Origin of the sequence: Cryobacterium tagatosivorans (assembly GCF_004402215.1) — a bacterium.
GTDB lineage: Bacteria > Actinomycetota > Actinomycetes > Actinomycetales > Microbacteriaceae > Cryobacterium > Cryobacterium tagatosivorans.
The window spans coordinates 39,901-57,218 of the sequence record NZ_SOEZ01000046.1 but is presented as its reverse complement, the minus strand read 5'-3'; the positions used below and the strand labels follow the sequence as shown (position 1 = coordinate 57,218).

Annotated in this window: 24 protein-coding genes; 16 read left to right on the top strand and 8 right to left on the bottom strand. The window is 69.6% G+C overall.

What is annotated here, in order from left to right; genetic code table 11:
- Window positions 1-44: 44 nt before the first annotated feature.
- Both E3O23_RS09610 and E3O23_RS09605 read right to left on the bottom strand, forming a co-directional pair.
- Complete coding sequence (locus E3O23_RS09610) at window positions 45-1,379, bottom strand: DNA recombination protein RmuC (protein WP_134490468.1); 1,335 nt, start codon at window positions 1,377-1,379, stop codon at window positions 45-47.
- 56 nt (window positions 1,380-1,435) lie between these two features.
- The gene (locus E3O23_RS09605; RefSeq protein WP_134490466.1) at window positions 1,436-2,053 is read right to left on the bottom strand and encodes an exonuclease domain-containing protein; all 618 of its coding nucleotides are present in this window, start codon (window positions 2,051-2,053) and stop codon (window positions 1,436-1,438) included.
- A 75-nt stretch (window positions 2,054-2,128) separates the two neighbouring features.
- Between E3O23_RS09605 and ychF the strand changes: the two genes are divergently transcribed.
- Both ychF and E3O23_RS09595 read left to right on the top strand, forming a co-directional pair.
- A complete protein-coding gene (gene ychF / locus E3O23_RS09600) occupies window positions 2,129-3,202 on the top strand; it encodes a redox-regulated ATPase YchF (protein ID WP_134490464.1) in 1,074 nt (357 codons plus the stop codon).
- Window positions 3,203-3,286: 84 nt separating this feature from the next.
- Window positions 3,287-4,039, top strand: a complete 753-nt coding sequence (locus E3O23_RS09595; protein WP_241983412.1) for an SDR family NAD(P)-dependent oxidoreductase — start codon at window positions 3,287-3,289, stop codon at window positions 4,037-4,039.
- 103 nt (window positions 4,040-4,142) lie between these two features.
- Here E3O23_RS09595 and E3O23_RS09590 read toward each other — a convergent pair whose 3' ends face one another.
- The gene (locus E3O23_RS09590; RefSeq protein ID WP_134490462.1) at window positions 4,143-4,739 is read right to left on the bottom strand and encodes a YybH family protein; all 597 of its coding nucleotides are present in this window, start codon (window positions 4,737-4,739) and stop codon (window positions 4,143-4,145) included.
- 236 nt (window positions 4,740-4,975) lie between these two features.
- Here E3O23_RS09590 and E3O23_RS09585 point away from each other — a divergent pair, with 236 nt between their 5' ends.
- Window positions 4,976-6,385, top strand: coding sequence for an MBL fold metallo-hydrolase (locus E3O23_RS09585; RefSeq protein ID WP_134490460.1), 1,410 nt, complete (start codon window positions 4,976-4,978; stop codon window positions 6,383-6,385).
- Between the two features lie 9 nt (window positions 6,386-6,394).
- On the opposite strand, the gene E3O23_RS09580 is transcribed toward E3O23_RS09585, so the two are convergent.
- Window positions 6,395-6,943 (bottom strand): SixA phosphatase family protein, encoded by a 549-nt coding sequence (locus E3O23_RS09580; protein ID WP_134490458.1) that lies wholly within the window; start codon window positions 6,941-6,943, stop codon window positions 6,395-6,397.
- Between the two features lie 132 nt (window positions 6,944-7,075).
- Between E3O23_RS09580 and E3O23_RS09575 the strand changes: the two genes are divergently transcribed.
- The 8 genes from E3O23_RS09575 (at window position 7,076) to E3O23_RS09545 (ending at window position 10,623) form a co-directional block, all read left to right on the top strand.
- On the top strand, window positions 7,076-7,651 hold the full coding sequence (locus E3O23_RS09575; RefSeq protein WP_134490456.1) for an HhH-GPD-type base excision DNA repair protein: 576 nt from the start codon (window positions 7,076-7,078) through the stop codon (window positions 7,649-7,651).
- A gap of 3 nt (window positions 7,652-7,654) precedes the next feature.
- Window positions 7,655-7,870: a PLD nuclease N-terminal domain-containing protein gene (locus tag E3O23_RS09570; protein ID WP_134490455.1), complete on the top strand. Its 216-nt coding sequence runs from the start codon at window positions 7,655-7,657 to the stop codon at window positions 7,868-7,870.
- A 70-nt stretch (window positions 7,871-7,940) separates the two neighbouring features.
- Window positions 7,941-8,408: a helix-turn-helix transcriptional regulator gene (locus tag E3O23_RS09565; RefSeq protein ID WP_134490453.1), complete on the top strand. Its 468-nt coding sequence runs from the start codon at window positions 7,941-7,943 to the stop codon at window positions 8,406-8,408.
- A complete protein-coding gene (locus tag E3O23_RS09560) occupies window positions 8,405-8,815 on the top strand; it encodes a VOC family protein (RefSeq protein WP_134490451.1) in 411 nt (136 codons plus the stop codon). Before E3O23_RS09565 ends, E3O23_RS09560 begins: the two co-directional genes overlap by 4 nt.
- Complete coding sequence (locus E3O23_RS09555; protein ID WP_134490449.1) at window positions 8,812-9,291, top strand: DUF5956 family protein; 480 nt, start codon at window positions 8,812-8,814, stop codon at window positions 9,289-9,291. Before E3O23_RS09560 ends, E3O23_RS09555 begins: the two co-directional genes overlap by 4 nt.
- Before the next feature lie 73 nt (window positions 9,292-9,364).
- Window positions 9,365-9,814 (top strand): hypothetical protein, encoded by a 450-nt coding sequence (locus tag E3O23_RS09550; RefSeq protein WP_134490447.1) that lies wholly within the window; start codon window positions 9,365-9,367, stop codon window positions 9,812-9,814.
- A 384-nt stretch (window positions 9,815-10,198) separates the two neighbouring features.
- Complete coding sequence (locus E3O23_RS18140) at window positions 10,199-10,345, top strand: hypothetical protein (protein ID WP_166790471.1); 147 nt, start codon at window positions 10,199-10,201, stop codon at window positions 10,343-10,345.
- Window positions 10,346-10,443: 98 nt separating this feature from the next.
- Complete coding sequence (locus tag E3O23_RS09545; protein WP_134490445.1) at window positions 10,444-10,623, top strand: hypothetical protein; 180 nt, start codon at window positions 10,444-10,446, stop codon at window positions 10,621-10,623.
- 16 nt (window positions 10,624-10,639) lie between these two features.
- Here the strand turns inward: E3O23_RS09545 and trxA are convergent, their stop codons facing one another.
- Genes trxA through E3O23_RS09530 form a run of 3 tightly spaced genes read right to left on the bottom strand, consistent with a single transcriptional unit; the run spans window position 10,640 to window position 12,628 of the window.
- Window positions 10,640-11,017 (bottom strand): thioredoxin, encoded by a 378-nt coding sequence (gene trxA, locus E3O23_RS09540; RefSeq protein WP_134490443.1) that lies wholly within the window; start codon window positions 11,015-11,017, stop codon window positions 10,640-10,642.
- Window positions 11,018-11,034: 17 nt separating this feature from the next.
- Complete coding sequence (locus E3O23_RS09535) at window positions 11,035-12,318, bottom strand: MFS transporter (protein ID WP_420897659.1); 1,284 nt, start codon at window positions 12,316-12,318, stop codon at window positions 11,035-11,037.
- 25 nt (window positions 12,319-12,343) lie between these two features.
- Window positions 12,344-12,628, bottom strand: coding sequence for a metal-sensitive transcriptional regulator (locus E3O23_RS09530; protein ID WP_092321283.1), 285 nt, complete (start codon window positions 12,626-12,628; stop codon window positions 12,344-12,346).
- A gap of 338 nt (window positions 12,629-12,966) precedes the next feature.
- Here E3O23_RS09530 and E3O23_RS09525 point away from each other — a divergent pair, with 338 nt between their 5' ends.
- From E3O23_RS09525 to E3O23_RS09515, 3 genes are read left to right on the top strand one after another with little or no spacing between them, the layout of a single operon-like run.
- Window positions 12,967-13,485 (top strand): hypothetical protein, encoded by a 519-nt coding sequence (locus E3O23_RS09525; RefSeq protein ID WP_174776624.1) that lies wholly within the window; start codon window positions 12,967-12,969, stop codon window positions 13,483-13,485.
- Entirely contained in the window at window positions 13,472-14,023 is a 552-nt protein-coding gene (locus E3O23_RS09520) for a hypothetical protein (RefSeq protein WP_134490441.1), read from the top strand. The genes E3O23_RS09525 and E3O23_RS09520 overlap by 14 nt, the downstream gene beginning before the upstream one ends.
- Window positions 14,020-14,394 (top strand): rhodanese-like domain-containing protein, encoded by a 375-nt coding sequence (locus tag E3O23_RS09515; RefSeq protein WP_134490439.1) that lies wholly within the window; start codon window positions 14,020-14,022, stop codon window positions 14,392-14,394. Before E3O23_RS09520 ends, E3O23_RS09515 begins: the two co-directional genes overlap by 4 nt.
- Window positions 14,395-14,525: 131 nt before the next feature.
- Here the strand turns inward: E3O23_RS09515 and E3O23_RS09510 are convergent, their stop codons facing one another.
- Complete coding sequence (locus E3O23_RS09510; RefSeq protein ID WP_134490437.1) at window positions 14,526-14,882, bottom strand: LysR family transcriptional regulator; 357 nt, start codon at window positions 14,880-14,882, stop codon at window positions 14,526-14,528.
- Between the two features lie 123 nt (window positions 14,883-15,005).
- Here E3O23_RS09510 and E3O23_RS09505 point away from each other — a divergent pair, with 123 nt between their 5' ends.
- Both E3O23_RS09505 and E3O23_RS09500 read left to right on the top strand, forming a co-directional pair.
- Window positions 15,006-15,635 (top strand): LON peptidase substrate-binding domain-containing protein, encoded by a 630-nt coding sequence (locus E3O23_RS09505; protein WP_134490435.1) that lies wholly within the window; start codon window positions 15,006-15,008, stop codon window positions 15,633-15,635.
- Window positions 15,636-15,647: 12 nt separating this feature from the next.
- Window positions 15,648-17,312, top strand: coding sequence for an ABC-F family ATP-binding cassette domain-containing protein (locus E3O23_RS09500; RefSeq protein ID WP_134490433.1), 1,665 nt, complete (start codon window positions 15,648-15,650; stop codon window positions 17,310-17,312).
- Window positions 17,313-17,318: the final 6 nt, after the last annotated feature.

The window sequence follows — 17,318 nt, the reverse complement described above, 5'->3', positions numbered from 1 at the left end:
GCAGCCTCGGGGCGCGAGGGACGAGCGGCGGACGACCGCGACGGTCAGTCGGCGGCGCGGGTGACGGCGGCCTCGAGCTCGGCCGTTTCCAATTCCGCGACGAACTCGAACGCGGCCAGCTCGCGCGGCGTCTCCTCGATGCCCACCAGCGGCGCGAGGACCTTCGACTCGTCCAGGGCGTTGAGCCTGCGCGCCGTGGGCAGCACCTGGCGTTCCATCGAGCCGACGAAGCCGTTGTAGTCCTTGACCGTACGTTCGATCGAGCGCCCCAGCTTCTCGATGTGCGTCGCCGTCGTGGCCAGGCGCGAGTAGAGCTCGCGGCTGAGGTCGAAGAGCACCTTGGCGTCCTGGGTGAGCACGTCCTGCTGCCAGCTGAACGCGACGGTCTTCAGCACCGACCAGAGCGTCACCGGCGAGGCGAGCGCGACCCGCTTGCCGAAGGCGAACTCCATGATCGTCGGGTCGGCTTCCATGGCCGATGACACGAGCGACTCGCTCGGGATGAACGCGATCACGATCTCCGGCGACGCCTCGAGCCCCTGCCAGTAGGCCTTGCTCCCGAGGGTGGTGATGTGGTCCCGGACCGCCTTGACGTGGGCCTTCATATAGGCCTCCCGCCGGGCGCCTTCCGCGCCGGTGGCGGTGGCGGGGATCTGGCTGGCCTCGAGGAAGGCGTTGAAGGGCACCTTCGCGTCGACGGCGATGTTCTTGCCTCCGGGGAGGTGCACGACCATGTCGGGGCGACCGGCCCCGGCATCCGAGGTGATGCTGGACTGCATGTCGAAGTCGACCCGCTCGATCAGGCCGGCCGCCTCGACCACGCTGCGCAGCTGTGTCTCGCCCCAGACCCCGCGCGTGCTGTTGGAACGGAGCGCGGAGGCCAGCGATTCCGCCGTGCTGCGCAGGCGCTCTTCCGACTCGGTGGCCGAACGGAGCTGCTGGCTGAGCTCGCCGTGCTGCAGGCTGCGCTGCGCCTCCAGCTCGGAGACCTTCTTCTGCATGTCCTGCAGGCTTTCCCGCACCGGGGCGAGGGCCTGGAGCACCTTGCTCTCCTGCTTCTCTCGCTCCGACCGGGCCTCCTGGTCGGTGCGCTGACGGTCGATCAGCTCGCGGTACTGCTGCTGGGCGTCGAGGACCTGGCTGCGCAGGCCCTCGGAGGTGGCCTGCATCGACGCCAGTTCCTCACGCAGAAGGGACTGCACGGCCGCGTCGGCCGCCCGGGTTTCGGCCAGCGCCACCTGGTGGCGCGCCTCGACGACGGCCGATTCGTCGCCCGCGGGCTGGGCGGAGCGGCGGCGTTGCAGCACGACGACCGCCAGGAGCGCGCCGAGGAGCGCGCCGATGACGATTCCGAGGATGAGGCTGAGCAGTGCGTCCATGGGTCAAGTGTGCCAGTGGCCACCGACAGAGCCCGTGAAGCGGGGGAGGTGCGCTGTCAGTTCAGCGCCATCGGGCCGTGCGTTGAAGCGTGTTCGCGCGTTGCCACGGGGCCGATCACGCCGATCTTGACGCGGGTGATGTGCGCGAGTTCCTCGAGCGTGTCGGCCTCATGCCGCTGCGCCGCGTGGATCATGATCGCGGCGCACGCCTCGGCATCGGCCAGGGCGTCGTGATGCGCGAAGTCCTCGAACCCGGCCGCCATCGCCGCTACCGGGAGCCGGTAGGAGTCGAGGTGATAGGTGCGCCGAGCGACCTGCAGGCTGCAGACGTACGCGAAGTCGGGGATCGCCAGGCCGGCGACGGTCGACGAGGTCGAGATGACGCCCAGGTCGAAGCCGGCGTTGTGGGCGACGAGGTGGTCGCCGTCGGCGAAGGCAACCAGGTCGGGGAGCTGGGCCGCCCAACCGGCGGCACCGGCGACATCCGAGGGGCGGATGCCGTGGATCTTGATATTCCACTCCAGGAATGCGTCGTGGCCGGCCGGTGGCCGGATGAACCAGCCCGCGCGGTCGACGACCTTGCCGTCGCGCACCTTCACCATGCCGACCGAGCAGGCCGAAGCGGCGGAGGAGTTGGCGGTCTCGAAGTCGATGGCGGTGAAATTCAGGGGCACCCCCTCATCGTCTCACGAGCCACTGACAGGGCCCGTCAAGGAAGGCACAGGCTCAAGCCGGTACGATTGAGCCTCGTGGCTCTTACTATTGCAATCGTCGGACTGCCCAATGTCGGCAAGTCCACCCTCTTCAACGCCCTGACCAAGAACAACGTGCTCGCGGCGAACTACCCGTTCGCGACGATCGAGCCGAACGTCGGCGTCGTCAACCTGCCCGACTCGCGCCTGGCCAGGCTGGCCACGATCTTCGGCAGCGAGCGCCTCCTGCCCGCCCCGGTGTCCTTCGTCGACATCGCCGGCATCGTGCGCGGCGCCAGCGAGGGCGAGGGTCTGGGCAACAAGTTCCTCGCCAACATCCGCGAGGCCGACGCCATCGCACAGGTCATCCGTGGCTTCGCCGACCCCGACGTCGTGCACGTCGACGGCGCCGTCAACCCGGCCGGCGACATGGAGACGATCAACACCGAGCTGATCCTCGCCGACCTGCAGACCCTCGAGAAGGCCGTCACCCGCTTCGAGAAGGACACCAAGGGCCGCAAGCTCGACCCGGCCGTGCTGGAAACCGCCCTCGCCGCGCAGGCGTTCCTCGACGCCGGCAAGCCCCTGTCCGCCTCGACGATCGACCTCGAGCCGATCCGCGAACTGGGCCTCCTCACCGCCAAGCCCTTCATCTACGTCTTCAACGTCGACGAGGCCGTGCTGCAGGATGCCGAGAAGCTCGCCACCCTCGCGGCCCTCGTCGCCCCGGCCCAGGCCGTGTTCCTCGACGCCAAACTCGAGTCGGAACTGCTCGAACTCGACGAAGAGGATGCCGCCGAAATGCTCGCCTCCACCGGCCAGGAGGAGAGCGGGCTCAACCAGCTCGCCCGCATCGGCTTCGACACGCTCGGCCTGCAGACCTACCTGACCGCCGGGCCCAAGGAAACGCGCGCCTGGACCATCCACAAGGGCTGGACCGCGCCGCAGGCCGCCGGGGTCATCCACACCGACTTCCAGAAGGGCTTCATCAAGGCCGAGGTCTTCTCCTTCGACGACCTCGTCGCCGCCGGTTCGGTGGTGGAGGCCCGCGCCAAGGGCAAGGCCCGCATCGAGGGCAAGGACTACGTCATGCAGGACGGCGACGTCGTGGAGTTCCGCTTCAACGTCTAGGCTCGGGCAGGTCGGAGGAGGCCCGAGCGTACCGCTCGCAGCAGAAGCTCTCAGTTTTTGCTTCGCGTAAGCGAACTTGCTCAGGTGCGTGATCCCGAAGAACTGTCGTCCAATCTGACCTCACTCGAGACACCACACCATCATCAATCGAAGGAGACCATCGTGCCTGTCATCGCCATCATCGGAGCCGGACCGGGACTCGGAGCAGCAGTTGCGCGAAGGTTCGGGCGCGAGGGCTTCTCAATCGCCCTGATCTCGAGGAACCAGTCGAAGCTGGACTCCATGGCTGCGGAGCTCACTGCTGCCGGCTTCACCGTGAGTGGTTACGCTGCGGATGTACGGGTACCGGCGGCGCTTGAAGATGCACTGGCGCGTGCCGCGGCAGAGCTGGGACCCATCTCCACGTTGCAGTACAGTCCGCTCCCGTCGCGTGACTATCTGAAGCCGGTGCTTGAAATGACTCCGGAGCTGGCTTTGGAGGCATTGCAGTTCTCGGCTCTCGGGCTCATTCACGCGGTGCGTACTGTGCTCCCGGCAATGCGGCAGGCAGGAAGCGGCAGCATCATCTTGATCAACGGCGGAACCTCGGTGAAGGCCCGCGCTGACTTCGCAGGCACATCGGTCGCCTTCCCGGCTGAGAGCGCCTACGGTGAGATGCTCCACGACGCACTCGAGGGTGAGGGAGTCCGTGTCAGCCAACTCGTGATCCCGGGAGGCATTCCTCAGCTTCAGCTTGTCAACGGCATCGACGGCGTCGCCGATCGCATTTGGGACCTCCACGCCGTTGCCGGCCCATTTCGGACGATGCTCATCCCCCTTGAGGACGGCAGGGAGTAGGGGAGTCACTGCGCTGCTGGCAGCGACGATGCGGAGATAGCCAGGATGGCGCGAAACGTGGCTCTAAAGGTTGCTCGGCGATGCCACTTAGTGGAGTTCCGCTTCAACGTTTAGCCCTGCGCACGCGGTCGCCGTGCCCATGGCGCCGATTGGCCCAGTTTGACAGTTCCGGTCGAGTTGACCTGGTGTGCCCGGCAAACTCGACCGCAACAGTCAAACTCGGGCACGCCGATGCCGCTGCAGGCCAACCCCGACCGGCGGCCAGGTCAGGCCGAGGGCGGGCTCTCATCCGGGGGAGCCGGTCGCCGTGGCGGTGGACGATCTTCCACTCGCCGTCCTCGCGCCTGTACACGTGGGTCACGCGGACGGTGACCGGCTCGACTGTGCCGTCCGCCCCGATGGAATTGAAGCGTTCGAAGCCAACCGTGTAGGCCATGTCGCCGATGGCTTCGGCGACGTCGATGTTGAACCGGAAATCACTGCTGGTGCCCTCGCCCAGCCGGTCCGCGACCCAGTGGAAGGTGCGGCTCACGGCATCCCAGCCGACCTTGTTCGGGCCCCACGCGCCCAGCAGGGAAACAGGGTCGTTCCTCGTCCAGAGCGCCAGCCGCGGAGCGACGTCACCGGCGACGAGCGCCTTTTCGGCTTCCGCCTGGCGGGCGAGGCACCAACGGAAATCACTGTCCGCGCTGACGGGCACCTCCCACGATGGTCACGGCCGATGCTAGGCCGCATCCTGCCGAGCCGGTAGGGGACGCCCGCCCCGCTTGGGCCCGCAGCCGCTCCCGCAGCCGCTCCCGCAGCCGCTCCCGCTGCGCCACGTCCGACCGCCTCGGAGGGCCTTGCGCTTATACCCCTGGGGGTATTACTCTGGAGTACAGACGAACGGAAGGACCCCGCGGGGACCTCCGCCACACGTCCACGAAGGAGACCCACATGCTTATCGAACGCATCTATGACGAGGACCTCGCCCAGGCCAGCTTTCTGATCGGCTGCCAGCGCAAGGGTGAGGCGGTCGTCATCGACCCCCGCCGCGACATCGCCGTCTACCAGGCCGTGGCCGCGGCGAACGGGATGAAGATCGTCGCCGTCACCGAGACCCACATCCACGCCGACTACCTCTCCGGCACCCGCGAACTCGCCGCCGCCACCGGCGCGACCATCTACGTATCCGGCGAGGGCGGAGCCGACTGGCAGTACCGGTTCGAGGGCGAGCGGCTGCACGACGGTGACGCGATCACCATCGGCAACATCACCGTCCAGGCCGTGCACACCCCCGGCCACACCCCCGAGCACCTGTCCTTCCTCGTCACCGACGGGGCGTTCAGCGACCAGCCCGGCTACCTGCTCTCGGGCGACTTCGTCTTCTCCGGCGACCTCGGCCGTCCGGACCTGCTCGACGAGGCGGCCGGCGGCGTCGACACCCGCTTCGCCGGCGCGAAGCAGATGTTCGCAAGCCTCCGCGACAAGTTCCTCACCCTGCCCGACTATGTCCAGGTGCACCCCGGCCACGGTGCCGGCAGCGCCTGCGGCAAGGCGCTCGGCGCCGTCCCGTCCACCACGGTCGGCTATGAGCGCCTGTACTCCTGGTGGGGCCCCTACCTCGTCGCAGGCGACGAAGAGGGCTTCATCAACGAACTGCTCGACGGACAACCCGACGCGCCCGCCTACTTCGGGCGGATGAAGCGCCAGAACCGGCAGGGTCCGGCGATCATGGGCGAGCGTGCTCCGCTGCAGGAGCTGCCCGCCGAGTCGGTCGCCCACGACCTCGCCGACAACACGGTGACGTTCGTGGACACTCGCCACAACACCGAGGTGCACGAAGGCACCGTACTCGGCTCCCTGAACATCCCCGCAGGCAAGAGCGTGGCGACCTACGCGGCGTGGGCCGTGGACCCCGAGCGGGACTCCCGTCCGCTCGTCCTCCTGGCCGCCGACCAGGACGAGGCCCAGGAATACTGGGACCACCTCGTGCGCGTCGGCATCGACGCCGTGAGCGGCTACGTCACCGGGCTCGAAGGCCTGCCGCTGAGCACCCCGCGGCTGGTCCAGCCCGAGGAGCTCGACGGCTTCGAGTCGGCGCTGCTGCTCGACGTCCGAGCCAGGAGCGAACACACCGCCGGCCACATCCCCGGCTCACCGCAGCTGCACGGCGGCCGCGTCCTCTGGAACCTGGACCAGCTCCCGGCCGAGGGCACCATCGTGACCTACTGCCAGAGCGGCGTCCGCAGCTCGGTCGTGGCCAGCGCCTTGCGTCACGAGGGCTATGACGTGGTGGAGCTCGACGGCAGCTACCTCGGCTGGGTCGCCCAGCAGGAGTCGAGGGAGTCGGCCTCCATTCGCTGACCCGGGCTGTTACCGCGACGCTGCGGGTGGCCTGCCGGCCGCCCGCAGCGTCGCTCGGGACTGGCCGGCGGTCGACCACGACCCGGCCAGCCCGAGCACCGCGAGGGCCGAGGTGCGCATCGAGGCCGTCTCGCCGGTGAGGATCGAGACGAGGTCCTCGATCCCGGGGTTGTGGCCCACCAGGACGACGGTGGCCGCCTCGTCCGGCAGGGCGCGCAGCACCTCGAGCAGTCGGCCGGCCGACGCGGCGTACAGGCGCTCGTCGATCCGTTCCGGCGGCCGGTGGTCGAACTCGGCCGAGGCCAGCTCCCAGGTGCCGCGAGCCCGGTTCGCCGGCGACACGACGGCGAGATCGATGCCGGGGGCGTTGCCCGCGAGCCAGCGCCCGGCCTCGGCCGCCTGGCGCACGCCGCGCTCGGCCAGCGGCCGATCGACGTCGGCCTCGCCGCCGGACCAGTCCGACTTGGCGTGCCGCAGCAGGATCAGGGTGCGCTCAGGCATCCGGGGTGCCGGCGCGGCGGACCCGTCAGTCCAGGTGGGCACACGGAAGGGCGTCATGCGCCGAGCGTACCCAGCCGACCCGGCAACTGCGGCCGACTCGGACAAGTGTTCCCGGTGTGCCGGCCACAGTTGTCCGAGTCGGCCACAGCTGGGTGCGCGGGCGCAGGCGCCCGGTGCCACAATGGGCGGATGACGCTGCACCTCACCGGCGACGCCGCCGCCGACACCCTCCTCAGCGAGGACCCCTTCGCCCTCCTGCTCGGGATGCTCCTCGACCAGCAGATCGCGATGGAGACCGCCTTCGCCGGGCCGGCCAAGATCCGCGACCGAATCGGCACCCTCGACCCCGCTGCGCTCGCCGGGTATGACCCGGATGCCTTCGTCGAGGTCTTCCGGCAGACGCCGGCGGTGCACCGCTTCCCCGGGTCGATGGCCGCGCGCGTGCAGACGGTGGCCGGCGTCGTCGCGACAGACTGGGACGGCGACGCTTCCGCCATCTGGACCTCCGGCTCCCCGGACGGCGCCGAGATCCTCCGAAGGCTGAAGGGGCTCCCGGGCTTCGGCGAACAGAAGGCCAGGATCTTCCTCGCCCTCCTCGGCAAACGGCTCGGGGTCACGGCGCCGGGCTGGCGTGAAGCATCCGCCCCGTACGGGGAGGACGGCTCGTTTCGTTCCGTCGCCGACATCGTCGACGCCGACACACTGTCACGCGTGCGGGAGACCAAGCGAGCGGCGAAGGCCGCCGCGAAGAAGGGTCAGGAGTAAGAGATGAAGAAACCGCAGTGGAAGGACATGACTGCCAAGCAGCGAACGGCAACACTCGTTGCGGTGTCGGTGCAAATCTCGCTGGCCGCCACGGCGTGGGCCGACCTCGCTCGGTCGCCGGCGGAGCGCGTCAACGGGCCCAAGGGCGTGTGGGCGGCGATCATCGGAGTGAACTTCCTCGGCCCCATCGCCTATTTCATCTGGGGCCGCCGCCGGTAGGTAAACCGCCGGCAGCGGTACGCGTGGAAGGTATCTGGGCGGTGACGTCGCCGGGTGGTATTTTCATCTCATGGATCCGCAGGACCTCGCCAACCTCGCGCACCTGCGCCGTGCACGGGACCTGATCGACCGGGAGTACGCCCGTCCCCTCGACGTGCCAACGATGGCCCGCCGCGCGCTGATGTCGCCCGCTCACTTCTCCCGGCAGTTCCGGGCGGCGTATGGCGAAACCCCGTACAACTACCTGATGACCCGCCGGATCGAACGGGCGATGGCCCTGCTCCGCGCGGGGCTGGGCGTGACCGACGCCTGCATGGTCGTCGGTTCCACCTCGCTCGGTTCGTTCAGTTCGCGATTCACCGAGCTCGTTGGGGAGACGCCCAGCGCCTACCGCAGCCGGGAGCACCACGCCGTGACGGCGATGCCCGCGTGCGTGGCGAAGGTGGACACCCGGCCTCGGCCCGAAGCGAGGGGCGAAACGAGTCGAGCAGGATTCGAGAAGCGCTCGCGACCCCGGCCGCCTAGCGTGGCCGCATGACCATTTCACTCCAATACTCAAACATCACCGTCAACGACGTCGACGAGTCGCTCGCCTTCTACCGGGACGCGCTCGGCCTCGAGGTTCAGAACGACGTGGCTTCGGGCCCGTTCCGCTGGGTCACGCTGGGCAGCACGGCGCAACCCGACCTCGGGATCGTGCTGTCCGAGCCCCACGCCGGACGGTCCCAGGCCGACGGCGACGCGCTCCAGGCGCTGTTGACCAAGGGCGTCCTGCCGATCATCGTCTTCCGCACCGACGACCTCGATGCGACCTTCGAGACGCTCCGCGCATCCGGCGCCGAGGTCCTGCAGGAGCCCATCGACCAGCCGTGGGGCCCACGCGACTGCGCGTTCCGCGACCCCTCGGGCAACACGGTCCGCTTCTCACAGGCGCCGGCGGCGTGATTGATCTCGCGGCGATTGACGCCAACGGGACGGGACGGCTGTGGGACGAGGCTCCGCTGCTGCCTGACACCGTCGGCTGGGTCGAGCTCGAAGAGAACGGCTGGGGCTCTCTGAAAGCCTGGGCCGCCGGACCAGGCAGAGTCGGGCGGATGCCGCAGGATGACTCATCCCGCCGCGTCAAGGTGAGCTGCGAGACCGGCGGAGTGATCACCAGCCGGGACGAGCCGTTCACCCCCGCCGACCGAGCGGGCCTGGAGGACTCGATCAATCTCTACCTGGCGGATGCGGGCGTCCCTCCCCGCCCAGTTGGCTTCACCTGGTTCCTGCGCCTGCCCGAGGACTGGCCAGCTGATCGGGACTTCGCGGGGGAATTCGACCGAATCGTGAACACCAGCCCGGCCACCGACGCCGACGGCGTGATGCCGGACGTGGTGCTCCGGGTCATGCGGGAGGCAGTGCGGAGGCTGTACCGATAGGGGCGGGCCCCCGGAGCGAGCACGCGGGGAAGGGTCTACTCTCGGTACCGCGCGACCCGTGACGGAGGTGAGCATGACCAGCACCGCTTCGACCCGCAAGACCGGCAGCGCCTCCCGCCGGGTCGGCTACGCGTTTGCCATCGCTATCAATGGGGTGCTGCTGTACCTCGTCAACGTGTGGCCCGGCTGGCAGATCATCCCGTTCCTGACGGCGGACTTCCGCGAGGTGCTGGGCCTGGTGAACGCGTCGCTGATCGCCGGGATGGTGGTCAACTTCTTCAACCTGCTCCTCGACTGGCGCTGGGTGCGGGCAGTCGGCGACCTCGTCACCCTCGGAATCGGGCTGGCCGGGCTCGTGCTGTTCTGGCAGGTGTTTCCGTTCGACTTCCCGGGAGCCTTCGATTGGTCCCTGCTCGTGCGGATCGTGATCGTCCTGGCCATGGTCGGCACGGTCATCGGCATGATCGTGCAGGTCGTGACGCTGATCCGAAGCCTGGCGGGATCCCGCGAGGCCGACCAGTAGGCTGGCGTCAGTCAGGGGGTTGGCCATGAAGGGCACGATCAGGACACCGGGGGCCCGCTGTGGCTCGTGAGGCCGGCGAGGATGCGTATTCCCGGGCCCGGCGCGATCCCGACTTCCTCGAGGCCGTGCGCCGCGACTACCGCGGACGCCACGACGCGCTCCACGCCCTGTGGTGGCTGGAACACCCGACGGAGGCCGGACGGAACACCGTCCCCGCTGCACGAGTTGCGCGACCTGGAGCGTCGGGTCTTCTCCGCGAACGGCGGTTCCCTCGGCGAACCGGAGGCCTCCCGCGCGATCCGTGAGCGCCAGGCGGAGGCATCCGCGGAGCACCGCCGGTCTCACCCGCCCATGCCGTCGCGGCGAAAGTCACCTGCGACCGTCATGTCCACGGTCAATCCGACCGAGGCGACGCCGGAGGGGATGGTGTTTCGACAATCGTCACAGTGGAACCTCGCGCTCGACGGGGTGTTCACCGCCTGCGACGCGACCGGCACCCCGTTTGTGGTGCAGGCCTGGACGGGCGGCTGACCCTCCGACGCCCTGTTCGGGCACTAGACGCACGCCGGCATCGGGCCTAGCCTCGGCCGCAGCGAGGTGTTCGCTGCAACCATGCGCGGAGGTCCACGATGAGCGACGACAAGACCAACCCATCAGCCCAGCCCGGTGCCGATACTCCGGTGGGGGACATGACGGAGGAGGGTGAAACCGAGCTGGGTCCGTACCCCTCGCTCACCAACGTCGAGAACTGGGAAGAATCCGACATTGAATCGGCCGCCGGGGACGAGGCCGAGGAGCTGCCCGAATAGCAGCCCCCTGCGTGGCTCAGGCCGCCTGCGGGCCGGTGCCGCGTGCTTCGATGCTGGCGCGCACCTCATCCATGTCGAGGTCCTGAACGCCCGTGATGAGCTCCTCCAGGCTGCTCGCGTTCAGTGCGCCGGGCTGGGAGAACACCAGCACGGAGTCGCGGAAGGCCATCAGGGTCGGAATCGACCGGATGCCCGCGGCCGCCGCCAGGCCCTGTTCGGCCTCGGTGTCGACCTTGGCGAAGGTGATCTCGGGGTGCTTCTCCGCGGCCGCGGAGAAGGTGGGGGCGAACATGCGGCAGGGGCCGCACCACGCCGCCCAGAAGTCCACCAGCACGATGCTGTTGCCGGCGATGGTCGCGTCGAAAGTCTTCTCGGTGATGTCAATGGTTGCCATGAGTCAAGAATATACCCCTAGGGGTAATTTGTATACCCCTGAGGGTATCGCAGCCGGGCGACGGACCCGGCGACCACAACGGCGACCAGTGCCATGGCGGAGAGCCCGAGGCCGGAGTATCCCGCCAGCGCGAGGACCGGGCCCGCGAGCGCCCCGGCCAACGCTCCCGCCGCGTTCATCGAGAGGTCAGAGAACCCCTGCAGTGACGAGCGGTCGTGCACGTCTACCGCCTCGGCGACGAGCGCCGACCCCGCGACAACGGATGCCGACCAGCCCAGCCCGAGGAAGACCAGGCACACCGTCATGGCGCCCTGGGAGCCGTCGCCGAGCCAGGCGATCGTCAGCGCGCCGAGCAGCATGGCCTGGCCGGCGAGGATGACCGGAAGCCGTCCGACCCGGTCGGCCAGCCAGCCGAAGACGGGGGAGAGGGCGTACATTCCGGCCACGTGCAGGCTGATCGTCAGCCCGACGATGGTCAGTGTCGCCCCGTGGTCGCGCAGGTGGACGGGAGCCATCGACATCAGCGCGACCATGGTGGCGTGGCTGAGGGCGATCACGACCACGGCGAAGCGCGCCGGAGGATTGGCGCGAATGATGGCCAGTCCTCCCCGGCGAGGCCGGGGGACGAGGCTCACGGTGCGGGCTGCCAGTGCCGTGAGCAGCGGGTCCGGCCGCAGCCCGAGCGCGTACACGACGGAGGCGGCCACCGTGGCCAGGAGCGAGAACGCGAAGGCGCCGGTCATGGCCGGCAGCCCGAGCACGGCGCCGAGGGCCTCGCCCGGTCCGAACAGGTTCGGGCCCAGCACGGCGCCGATCGTGGTCGACCAGACGACGAGGGACAGGTCCCGCGCCCGGAAGCGCGCGCCGGCCAGGTCGGTAGCGGCGAAACGGGCCTGGAGGTTCGTGGCCGATCCGGCGCCCAGGAGCATCAGCGCGAGCAGGAGGAGAGGGAAGGTGTCGAGGGCCGCCGCGGTGATGGCGAGGATGGCCCCGCTGCCGGCGACGAGGGATCCGGTCGCCAGCGAGATCCGTCGGCCCCTGGCCTGGGCCAGCCGGGCGAGGGGCACGGCGACGAAGGCCGCCCCCAGGGTGCTCATGGTCGCGGCCATTCCCGACCACGCGCTGGAGCCGGACAGATCGGCGGCAAGCAGGGCTCCCAGCGACAGGGTCGCCCCCATGCCGACGCCGCCGAGGATTTGCCCGGCCACGAGCACCCGCACGACCCGTTTTTGGAGCGTGGAGTCCCGCTCGACGTCGACGGGGGTCACGCCGAGGAGGGGCAGGGTCTCGTCAGTGCTCACAGCTTGGCTCGCGGATCGCCGTGGCTCAGGCGAGGGAGAGGAAGAGCTTCTCGAGTTCGTTGACGTTGAGCTGCTTGGCCTCGCCGTCCGATCCGGTGTCGATCAGGCAGTCCTTCATCGCTGTGGAAATGATGGTGAAGCCGGCGCGATCGATGGCGCTGGAGACGGCGGCCAACTGGGTGACCACGGCGCGGCAATCGGCACCGGATTCGACGGCCGCGATCACGGCGCCGAGCTGTCCCTGGGCGCGCTTGAGGCGGTTGAGAGTCTTGCGAATGTCATCACTGGGGTGAGTTGCTGCTGCAGCCATAATCACGCCACCATACCCTTTCGGATCCCATCGTCGGGCCACGGGAGCGTCTTGCCGGGTAATCCCCTGCGGTTGACGCTCGTTTCCGTGCCCTGCGCGCCGCGGGCTTGCCTCGCGCCGATATACCCCTTAGGGTATCAGAATACCCGTCGGGGTATCAACGATATCAAGCAGATGGGGCCCTCAACGAGGTTCCCCGGTACGGATGAGGTTTGAGGCGAATGCGGAACGGTCCAGCGAGGTCGACCCAGGGCGTTGCGTCGCGATTGCGCGCAGTCATCCGCGGGCTGGGCGTGGCCGGCGGAGAGCTCCGGCGGTGGCCGAGTCGGCGTTGGTGGGTGGCCGTCGGCACGGCGGCGTTCACCGTTGTCTTCATCGCGATTCCGACCGACCTGATCGACACGCCGTTCTTTGCCCGGGAGGTCCCGCCGACGGTCTGGTCCTGGCCCGTCCTGCTGGTCAGCGCGGTCCTGGCCGGCCTCGTCACGGCGACGTACATCGCCCACCCGGACGGCGCAGAGCCCAGCCGCGCGGTGGGGCGACTCGGCCTGACCGGCTGGGTCGTCACCTTCTTCGCGGTCGGCTGCCCGGTCTGCAACAAACTCGTGCTCCTGGCGCTCGGCACGACCGGTGCGATGCAGTTCTTCGAACCGGTGCAGCCTTACCTCGCTGCGGCCTCCATCGTCCTTCTCGGCTGGGCACTGTACGCCCGCCTCACCCGCGAAAGCACCTGTCGCATCCCGGCTCGCGCGTCGGATACCGCCACGGGAAACGTCGGAGCCGGTATCCCGGCCAACGCCCTTTCCGCGTCTTCGCGGACCTTTGACAGCCCGGAGGACACCGATGGTGTTCGCTGACCTCCTCCGGTGGCCGACCCGCCGCCGGCTGATCGCGTTTGGCGTGGCCGCCGCGGCGTTCGCGGCCGTCACGCTCGCGTCCGGCCTGCTCGGCTTCGACACCGCCTCGGCGGGCCCCTGGTGGGCCTACGCCGCCGTGGCGTCCGGATCCGGCCTGATCGGCCTGGTCGTCGCCGGCTATTTCGGCGCCCCGATCGGCGCCGAGGCGACCCTCTGCGACACCCGCTGGCCCGTCCTTGGCCTGATCGCGCTGTACCTGGCGACGGATGCCCGCTCCCTCGAACCCGTGCTGACCGGCGCCGTTCGCCCCGTCGTTGCCGTGGCCGCGCTCGCCCTGCTCGCCTGGGCCCTGCGCGAACGGCTCGAAAGCGAGCGCGAGGCGACCGCGGCCGAACCCGGCGAAGACGGTGTCGCCTGCACCACCTGTCGGCCCCTGTTTCCTCGCCCGTCCGCGACCACAGGCTTCCGAGCCACCCCCTCTATGACCTCGACCCCCTCCACGACCCCGACCCCCTCCACGACAGAGAGTTCCACATGAAGAAGACCCTTGCCACCATCGCCCTCGCACTGACCGCAGTCTTCGGGCTGGCCGCCTGCGCGGCGCCCGCTGCGGAGCCCACCATTGCGGTGACCGCCGACACGGTCGTCGTCGACGTGCGCACCAGCGACGAGTACAGCGCGGGCCACCTGGAGGGCGCCGTCAATATCGACGTGCAGTCGCCCGACTTCGACAGCCGCCTGGCCGAGCTCCCGAAGGACGGCGAGTATGTCGTCTACTGCGCCTCCGGGAACCGGTCCTCGTCCGCGGCCGCGCGCATGGAAAGCCTCGGCTTCACCAACGTCATCGACGGCGGCGGCATCTCCGAGGCAGCCGGGGCAACCGGGCTGGAGACGGTCACGACCCCCTGACCAGCAGTCCGTCTCCCGCTGTCCGGAGCCCGCTGAACTGCGGACAAAGTACCTTCCCGGGCAGGGCGAAGGTACTTTGTCCGCAAGTCAACCGGGGGGACGGGCGAGTTTGGCGGTGGTGCGACCGGCCGCTAGCGGGACTGGCGGCGCTTTCCGGGGCGGGTCTGGCCCTTGACGTCGGGTGTGCGCCCCTTGCCCTTGGACGCCTTCGCCTTGCCGCCGGCCTTCTGCACCGGCGGCGCCTGGGGCGGCGCGGGGGCCGGGGCCGCGGCGATCTCCTGCCGGGCGGTGGCCAGGAAGGCCACGCCCTCGTCGGTCAGCGTCGTGGTCTCGGCCGTGCGGTCGAAGAGTGGATAGCCGAGCTCGGCCTCCAGCGCCCGGACCGACGCGCTCACCGTCATCCGCGACACGTCGAGGGTCTCCGCGGCGCGAGCGAAGTGCTTCTCCTCGGCGGCGGCGACAAAGAGCCGGAGAAGCGAGATGTCCACGGACGACCTTTCGTATTGTCCGCGCGAATCGCGGTCGACTTCTCAGGGTAGCGCCGGGGCGGCCACCCGCGAAAGCGAGCGCCGGCCCTTGGCGTTCCGGCTCGGCCGTGGTTCGCTGGGCAGGTGACCACACTGCCGATGTTCCCGCTGGGATCCGTGCTGTTCCCCCACATGCCGCTGCAGCTGCGCGTGTTCGAGGAGCGCTACCTGGTCATGCTGTCCCGGATCCTCGAGGCGGACCCGGCCGAGTTCGGTGTGGTCCTGATCGAGCGCGGCCAGGAGGTGGGCGGAGGCGAACAACGGTTCCGGCACGGAACGCTCGCACGGATCGTGCAGATGGTGGCCCCGGAAGGCTTCGTCGGCCTGGTCGCCCAGGGCGGGAGCCGGTTCGAGGTGCTCGAGTGGCTGGATGAAGATCCCTACCCGCAGGCCGAGGTCAGGGAGCTGGCCGAGCTCTCCTGGGACGACCGCCTCCTGCCGCTGCGGGAACGCGCCGAGCGCGAGGTGCGGCACGCGCTCGCCAGGGCCAGCGAGTTCAGCGACCAGCTGTGGCCGCCGGACGTGGAACTGTCGGAGGACCCGGCAGCGGCCGCGTGGCAGCTCGCGGGGATTGCCCCGCTCGGCCCCCTGGACCAGGTGTCCCTGCTGCGCTCGGCCACGATGGAGGAACTTCTCGACTCGGTGATCGAATACACCGCAGCCCTGGGCGAGGCCTTCCCGGACGAGTGGCCGGAGGAGGAGGACGACCAATGAGAACATTGACGGATGACCGCAACACTCGTGGCCAAGGGCCTGGCCGGCGGGTACGCGCACCGCACCCTCTTTGATTCTCTCGATCTGACGGTCGCCCCCGGCGACGTCGTGGGGGTCGTCGGGGTCAACGGCTCCGGCAAATCCACCCTGCTCCGGCTGCTCGCCGGAATCCTCGAACCCCAGGCCGGCACGGTCAGCCTCGCCCCGGCGGACGCATTCGTCGGCTGGCTCCCGCAGGAACACGAGCGCGTGCCCGGCGAGAGCATCGCCGGCTACATTGCCCGCCGCACCGGCTGCGCCGCGGCCACACGGGAGATGGACGAGGCGGCCACGGCCCTCGGCGATGCCGACCCGCGCGTCGACGGCCAGGATCCCGCCGACGTGTATTCGAGTGCGCTCGAACGCTGGCTCGCCAGCGGCGCCGCCGACCTCGACGAGCGGCTGCCGATCGTGCTCGCCGAGCTCGGGCTGGAGCTGGGTGGGCACCTGGCCGAGGACGCCCTGATGAGCTCGCTCTCCGGCGGGCAGGCCGCCCGCGTCGGCCTCGCCGCGCTCCTCCTCTCCCGGTTCGACGTGGTGCTGCTCGACGAGCCCACCAACGACCTCGATCTCGACGGGCTCGAGCGGCTCGAGGGTTTCGTTCGCGGACTCCGTGGCGGGGTCGTGCTGGTCAGCCACGACCGTGAATTCCTGGCCCGGTGCGTGACCCGCGTGCTGGAACTCGACCTCGCTCAGGGCGCGAACCGGATCTTCGGCGGCGGCTACGACTCCTATCTGGAGGAGCGCGAGACGGCCCGCCGCCACAAACGCGAGCACTACGACGAGTTCGCGGAGAAGAAGGCCGACCTCGTCGGCCGCGCGAGGACCCAGCGGGAATGGTCCAGCCAGGGCGTGCGGAACGCCATGAAGAAGGCGCCGGACAACGACAAGATCCGCCGGAAGGCATCCGCCGAATCCAGTGAGAAGCAGGCGCAGAAGGTGCGCCAGATGGAGAGCCGGATCGCCCGGCTGGAGGAGGTCGAGGAGCCGCGCAAGGAGTGGCAGCTCGAGTTCACGATCGGCTCGGCCCCTCGCTCGAGCGCCGTGGTTTCGACGCTCGGCAACGCGGTGTTCCGGCAGGGCGGCTTCACCCTCGGCCCGGTGACCGTGCAGGTCAACGCGGGGGAGCGCATCGGGATCACCGGGCCCAACGGGGCGGGCAAGTCGACCCTGCTGCGCGCGCTCCTCGGCCGGCAGCTGCCGGACGAGGGCTCCGCGAGCCTCGGGGCCAACGTCGCGATCGGTGAGATCGACCAGGCCAGGACCCTGCTCGCCGGCGCCCTGCCGCTGTCGGCGAGCTTCGAGGCCCTCGTGCCCGACCTGGCCTCGGCCGAGGCCCGCACGCTGCTGGCCAAGTTCGGCCTCAAGGCGGACCACGTCCATCGCCTCGTCGACGAGCTGTCGCCGGGGGAGCGCACCCGGGCCGCGCTGGCCCTCCTGCAGGCGCGGGGCGTCAATCTGCTGGTGCTCGACGAGCCCACGAACCACCTCGACCTGGCCGCGATCGAGCAGCTCGAGCAGGCCCTCGAGTCCTACGAGGGCACGCTCCTGCTGGTCACCCACGACCGGCGGATGCTCGACAACGTGCGCATCGACCGCCACTGGAGCGTCCAGTCCGGTCGGCTGACCGAGTCCTGACCTGCC

Bases quoted from the DNA above. Each gene is read 5' to 3' on its own strand.
- E3O23_RS09610 (WP_134490468.1), bottom strand. From the start codon at position 1,379: ATGGACGCACTGCTCAGCCTCATCCTCGGAATCGTCATCGGCGCGCTC.
- E3O23_RS09585 (WP_134490460.1), top strand. From the start codon at position 4,976: ATGCTTATCGAACGCATCTATGACGAGGACCTCGCCCAGGCCAGCTTT.
- E3O23_RS09580 (WP_134490458.1), bottom strand. From the start codon at position 6,943: ATGACGCCCTTCCGTGTGCCCACCTGGACTGACGGGTCCGCCGCGCCG.
- E3O23_RS09575 (WP_134490456.1), top strand. From the start codon at position 7,076: ATGACGCTGCACCTCACCGGCGACGCCGCCGCCGACACCCTCCTCAGC.
- E3O23_RS09570 (WP_134490455.1), top strand. From the start codon at position 7,655: ATGAAGAAACCGCAGTGGAAGGACATGACTGCCAAGCAGCGAACGGCA.
- E3O23_RS09565 (WP_134490453.1), top strand. From the start codon at position 7,941: ATGGATCCGCAGGACCTCGCCAACCTCGCGCACCTGCGCCGTGCACGG.
- E3O23_RS09560 (WP_134490451.1), top strand. From the start codon at position 8,405: ATGACCATTTCACTCCAATACTCAAACATCACCGTCAACGACGTCGAC.
- E3O23_RS09550 (WP_134490447.1), top strand. From the start codon at position 9,365: ATGACCAGCACCGCTTCGACCCGCAAGACCGGCAGCGCCTCCCGCCGG.
- E3O23_RS18140 (WP_166790471.1), top strand. From the start codon at position 10,199: ATGTCCACGGTCAATCCGACCGAGGCGACGCCGGAGGGGATGGTGTTT.
- E3O23_RS09545 (WP_134490445.1), top strand. From the start codon at position 10,444: ATGAGCGACGACAAGACCAACCCATCAGCCCAGCCCGGTGCCGATACT.
- trxA (WP_134490443.1), bottom strand. From the start codon at position 11,017: ATGGCAACCATTGACATCACCGAGAAGACTTTCGACGCGACCATCGCC.
- E3O23_RS09530 (WP_092321283.1), bottom strand. From the start codon at position 12,628: ATGGCTGCAGCAGCAACTCACCCCAGTGATGACATTCGCAAGACTCTC.
- E3O23_RS09520 (WP_134490441.1), top strand. From the start codon at position 13,472: ATGGTGTTCGCTGACCTCCTCCGGTGGCCGACCCGCCGCCGGCTGATC.
- E3O23_RS09515 (WP_134490439.1), top strand. From the start codon at position 14,020: ATGAAGAAGACCCTTGCCACCATCGCCCTCGCACTGACCGCAGTCTTC.
- E3O23_RS09500 (WP_134490433.1), top strand. From the start codon at position 15,648: ATGACCGCAACACTCGTGGCCAAGGGCCTGGCCGGCGGGTACGCGCAC.